This is a genomic window from Synergistales bacterium (genome assembly GCA_021736445.1).
Classification (GTDB): domain Bacteria; phylum Synergistota; class Synergistia; order Synergistales; family Aminiphilaceae; genus JAIPGA01.
On sequence record JAIPGA010000111.1, the window covers coordinates 1 to 5,286 of the forward strand.

A 5,286-nucleotide genomic window follows, 5' to 3' on the forward strand; every position below is an offset into this window, starting at 1 on the left:
AGCAGCCCGCCGAATTCCACCTCGTCACCCACCTGGCCTCCGGGAACGGGGATGATGCGCACCGCCGTGGTCTTGTTGTTGATCATCCCGATGGCCGCCTCGTCGGCGATGATGGCGCTCAGTGTCTCGGCCGGCGTGTCTCCGGGGACGGCCACCATGTCGAGCCCTACGGAACAGACGCAGGTCATGGCCTCCAGCTTGTCCAGAGCAAGCGTTCCCTCCCGGGCGGCGCGGATCATCCCGGCGTCCTCGCTGACGGGGATGAAGGCACCGGTCAGCCCGCCCACATAGGAGGTGGCCATGGCGCCGCCCTTCTTCACGGCGTCGTTGAGCATGGCCAGCGCCGCCGTGGTCCCGTGGGTGCCGCACTGCTCCAGCCCCATGGCCTCCAGGATCTCGGCCACACTGTCCCCCGGCGCGGGGGTGGGCGCCAGGGAGAGATCGACGATGCCGAAGGGCGTCCCGAGACGTTTGGCCGCCTCGCGGCCCACCAGCTCGCCGGCCCTGGTGATCTTGAAGGCCATCCGCTTGATCCGGTCGGCCAGCTCGCCCAGAGCCAGATCGGGGTGCCGCTTCACCGCCTGCAGGACCACACCGGGCCCGCTGATCCCCACGTTGACGGCGCTGTCCCCCTCGCCGACGCCGTGGAAGGCCCCGGCCATGAAGGGATTGTCCTCCGGGGCGTTGCAGAAGACCACCAGTTTGGCGCAGCCCAGACCGCCGCTGCCTCCGGTCTTCGAGGCGGTGGCCTTGATCACATCCCCCATCTGCCGCACCGCATCCATGTTGATCCCCGACCTCGTTGACCCCAGATTGACGGAGGCACAGACCCGCTCCGTCGCGGCCAGGGCTTCGGGGATGGAATCGATAAGCGCCAGATCGGCCCGGGTCATGGCCTTGTGGACCAGGGCCGAGTAGCCGCCGATGAAGTCGGCCCCCACCTCGGCGGCCGCCTGATCCAGCGTTTCGGCCAGCGGTACCGGCGAAGCGCTGCCGGCGGCAGCCGCCACCAGCGCAATGGGTGTCACGGAGACCCGCTTGTTGACAATGGGGATGCCGTAGTCCCGCTCAATCGCCTCGGTAACGGGCACCAGTTGCTCGGCCCTGGTGAGGATCCGTTCGCGCACCTTCCGACAGGTGGCCGCCATGTCCGGTCCGGCGCAGTCCATCAGGGAGATCCCCATGGTCACCGTCCGGAGGTCCAGCCGCTCCTCCTGGATCATGCGCAGGGTCTCCAGAATCTCCGATGAAGCAAAGGAAATGGTCTGCATCGCTACCCCCTATACCCTGTGCATGTAGTTGAAGACGTCCTCGTGCTGGACCGTTACCTGGACACCCAGACGCCTTCCCTCGTTCTCCAGGGCCTCCCGGAGCTCGCCCAGATCCCCGGCGCCTGTGGCCAGATCCACCACGGCGATCATGGTAAAGAGACCACCCACGATGGTCTGGCTGATATCCTTGATGTTGATCCCCTTCGCGGAGATCACGCCGGTGATCCCCGCGATGATCCCCACGGTATCGCGTCCCACCACGGTGATCACCGCTCTGTTTTCCTGCTGTTCGTTCACTCTCTTCGTCTCCTTCCTCATTGTTCCGTATCGCTCAATGGTCCGCCGGGCCGTCCCCCGATCACCGCGAGCGGTTGACCATCCAGACACCGGTCAGGATCGCGGCACCCCCCGACAGCGTCGCCCAGGTCACGGCCTCGCCCAGAAGCACCGCCGCCACAGCCGTGGCCGACAGGGGGTTCAGGTACATGAAGACCCCGGCGTGGGAGGCCGGCAGGATCTGGAGCGCCCCGTTCCAGAAGGCGTAGGCCAGACCCGAGCAGAGGAACCCGAGAAAAGCCAGACTCCACCAGGTCGCCGCGGAAAGCGACATCAGCTCCTCCGTGGGTCCCTGCAGCACGTAGAGCGCCGTAGTCATCAGCCACCCCAGAATGATCGCCCAGAGCAGCGTCCGGGTGGGGTTGTCTCCGCCCAGCCAGCGCCGGGAGAGCACCGTATAGACCGCCCAGTTGACGGCGCTGCAGAAGATCAGAAAGTCCCCGAATCCCACGGCCCCGCCCGGCTTGAGGGCAGCGAGATCGCCGTTGGAGACCACCAGGAGCACACCCCCTGCAGCCAGGGCGATCCCCAGCACGCCGATCCTCCGGAGGCGCTCCCCGAGGAGACAGAACCCCAGGAGGGCGATGAAGACAGGCATGGTGGAGATGATCCAGGCCGAGGTGGCCGCCTGAGCGGTCTTCAGTCCGGTGGTCTGCAGCAGCTGGTGGACCGGCACCCCCAGAAAGCCCAGCAGACCGCAGGTCAGCCACTCCCGCCCCCGGGGCAGCGATCGGCCCTTCCCCAGCAGCACAGGCAGGAGGATCACAATGCCCAGGCCGAACCGGATCCATATGATGGTCAGCGGCGAGGCCCCCCGCAGGGCGATCTTCGTCGCCGTAAAGGAAGCCCCCCAGGAAACCACGGCGGTGGCCGCCATCAGCATTCCGAGCGCCAGAAAGGGAGAGGCCGCCGCCTCTCCCCCGGACTGTTGGCTTGCAGACATGTCCGCTTCCTTGCGATTTCGCACCTGCTCGTTTCCCATCCTTTCTCGTCCCGGCACGCGTCAGGGCACCACCCGGATCGGCGTGCTGTACCGCCAGGCGATCCGGGCCACCCGGCCGCCGTCGACGGTAAAGACAGCCTCGTCCCCCGCCGGAGTGGTGTAGACAAGCCGTTCCTCCGAGCGCCTGTCGGGGGAGCCCAGCGAGTAGAGCACATCCTCGCGGTAGGAGCCCACCCGCAGCCCCCAACGTACGGGGACCGACGGATCGGTCACCGTGATGGCCTCAGGCTGCAGCAGGTCCCCGGAGACCACCAGACTGATCCGGAGCCCGTCGCCTTCCAGGGTATGCCGCCCCGGCGGGGCGGATCCGGGGGTGGCGAAGGCATGGCCCTCCATGCCCGGCAGTGTGGCCACCTGGTTCCAGTGTTCCCCGGCGAGGGGAAAGCCGAAGGGACTGAAGAGGAAGAGCTCCACCCTGCCGGCCTCTGCGAGGTCGATCCCCTCCTCCCCACCGGGGAACAGCATGGGCAGAACCAGCAGCGCCGCGCCGGCCAGGACGACAACCGCAAGGACGCCTGCCAGGATACGGGGATGCCCGCGCAGAAGGGGAAGGATGCTCCCAGCTACCGGACGCAGGAAACCAAGAGTGCGCCTGAAGAGAGGCACAAGGCGCCGTCGCACCCCACGGCCCCCCTCCTCCGGTGGGGATTCCTCCTCCGGAGGGGAACCCTCGTGCTCCGCAGGAGGCTCCTCTTCATCGGGAGGGGCGTCTTCCGCCTCCTCCGGTGATTCCTCGGCCGTTTCGGAGGTCGCTTCCCCGGTTTCGGCGGCCTCCTCTTCAGCGGGCTCCTCCTCACCGGTCTTCCGCCGGCGCAGCAGGGAACGCATCCTTCCGGACAGGGCGCCAAGGCGGCGCCGGAGGGAACGGAGCCGATCCATCAACGTGGAGATCAGTCTCATTCGCTACTGCGCAGCGGCACGTTCCAGCCGTCTTCGAAAGCGATCTCGGCCAGCGGCTTCCGCTCCCGGGACGCACGCTCCTGTTCGGCCGCGTCATCGGGCAGTGAGGAGGCATCCCCGGGATGGCCGACGGCCACCGCCACCACCGGTTCAAAGCCCCCGGGCACCCCGTAGGTCTCGCGGACCTTCCTGCGCGAGAACCCGGCCATGGCGTGGGCGAAGAGCCCTTCGGACACGGCCTGCAACATCATGTTCTCCACGGCCAGCCCCATATCGTGGGCGTAGTGCCGGTTCTCCTTGCCGTTCAGGGTAAACACCTCTCTGGAGACCCCAACGAGCAGCACGCCAGCGTTCTTCGCCCAGACCCGGTTGGCCTCCACAAGACAGCGCAGCATCCGGGCGAAGGCCTCGTTGTCCTCCCGGGGGGCGACAAGGAAACGCCAGGGTTGCTCGTTGAAGGCGCTCGGCGCCCACCGGGCGGCCTCCAGAACCCGCATCAGCCTGACACGCTCCACCGGCCGGGGATCGAAGGCCCGGGGACTCCAGCGGCGCTTGATGAGCTCCGCTATCTCCATCTCTGTGGCTGCAGGTTTTTCCATCGGGCGCACCTCCTTCATGATTGATATGTACATCCATTCGTATTATACCAGGGCCCGCCGCCCCGCAGCGAAGAGAGCGGCTGCGGACCTTTTCAGTCAAATGGCGGCTTTTACGCAGACCGCCGGAGATGCTACACTTGCCGCGCTTATCATCGCACAGGGAGGTACAAGATCAATGATGAAGGTATCACGCGTAATGGTGGCACTTCTGGTTCTCCTGATGGCCTGCACGGCAGTCGCGGCGGCACAGACGGAAACGGCCGACGAATCGTCCTTCTCCTTCGCAAGCCCCGACCAGCCGGCGGCAGGGAGCACCGAACAGAAGGCCGATCCCGACAAGGTACTCGCCAAGGTCGGCGACCGGGCGATCACCCAGGGCGATCTCATGGCGGTGCTGCAGAACCTCGAACCGCGACAGGCCATGTTCTTCGCCACCCCACAGGGCCAGCAGCGGCTCCTGGAGCAGCTCATCAACAGGGAGCTCATCTACCTCTGGGGCAAGGAGCTCAACGTCTCCGAGGAAGAGGCTTTCCAGCAGCAGCTGGAAATGCTGAAAAGCGACCTCGTCCGGCAGTACGCCCTCCAGCAGCTTCTCGGTGACGTGACGGTCACCGAGAAAGAGGAAAAGGAATACTACGACGCCAACAGCAAGGACTTCATGACCAAGGAGCAGGTGGAGGTCAGCCACATCCTTGTCTCCAGCGAGGACAAGGCTGTGGAGGTGCGTAACGAGATCGTTGAAGAGGGCGTCTCCTTCGACGTGGCCGCCAGGGAATACTCCGAAGGCCCCACTGGCAAGGAGGGCGGCAAACTGGGCACCATCTCCCGGGGCGACGTGGTCCCCGAATTCGAGGAGGTCGCCTTCGCCCTGGAATCCGGCGACATCAGCGATCCCGTGAAGACCAAGTACGGCTACCATATCATCATGGTCTCCGCAAAGAAGGCGGCGGAGCAGAAGCCCTTCGAGGATGTGCAGGGCGAGATCCAGAAGCAGCTGGCCCAGCAGAAGCAGCGCGAACTCTACGAGAGCAAGCTGGAGGAGCTGCACGAGCAGTTCCCCGTGGAGATCACCGCCGAACCGAAGAAGCAGGACAAGGCCGGCGAGGAGAACAAGGAAGACAACTAGGACCCACCGACGGGTTCGACGACAGAGCGACAGCGACGCGCCCCGGCCGCG

At 66.0% G+C, this 5,286-nt stretch carries 6 protein-coding genes; 1 reads left to right on the top strand and 5 read right to left on the bottom strand.

Annotated elements, in window-relative coordinates; translation table 11 throughout:
* From K9L28_11475 to K9L28_11495, 5 genes are all read right to left on the bottom strand, one after another.
* The coding region (locus K9L28_11475; protein MCF7936948.1) for a PFL family protein at window positions 1-1,271 on the bottom strand (1,271 nt) is incomplete at its 3' end.
* Between the two features lie 9 nt (window positions 1,272-1,280).
* Window positions 1,281-1,568, bottom strand: a complete 288-nt coding sequence (locus K9L28_11480; GenBank protein ID MCF7936949.1) for an ACT domain-containing protein — start codon at window positions 1,566-1,568, stop codon at window positions 1,281-1,283.
* A 61-nt stretch (window positions 1,569-1,629) separates the two neighbouring features.
* A complete protein-coding gene (locus tag K9L28_11485) occupies window positions 1,630-2,550 on the bottom strand; it encodes a DMT family transporter (protein ID MCF7936950.1) in 921 nt (306 codons plus the stop codon).
* 60 nt (window positions 2,551-2,610) lie between these two features.
* Window positions 2,611-3,510, bottom strand: coding sequence for a hypothetical protein (locus tag K9L28_11490; GenBank protein ID MCF7936951.1), 900 nt, complete (start codon window positions 3,508-3,510; stop codon window positions 2,611-2,613).
* Entirely contained in the window at window positions 3,507-4,109 is a 603-nt protein-coding gene (locus K9L28_11495; GenBank protein MCF7936952.1) for a nitroreductase family protein, read from the bottom strand. The genes K9L28_11490 and K9L28_11495 overlap by 4 nt, the downstream gene beginning before the upstream one ends.
* Window positions 4,110-4,284: 175 nt before the next feature.
* On the opposite strand from K9L28_11495, the gene K9L28_11500 reads away from it, so the two are divergent.
* Window positions 4,285-5,235, top strand: a complete 951-nt coding sequence (locus K9L28_11500) for a peptidylprolyl isomerase (GenBank protein ID MCF7936953.1) — start codon at window positions 4,285-4,287, stop codon at window positions 5,233-5,235.
* Window positions 5,236-5,286: the final 51 nt, after the last annotated feature.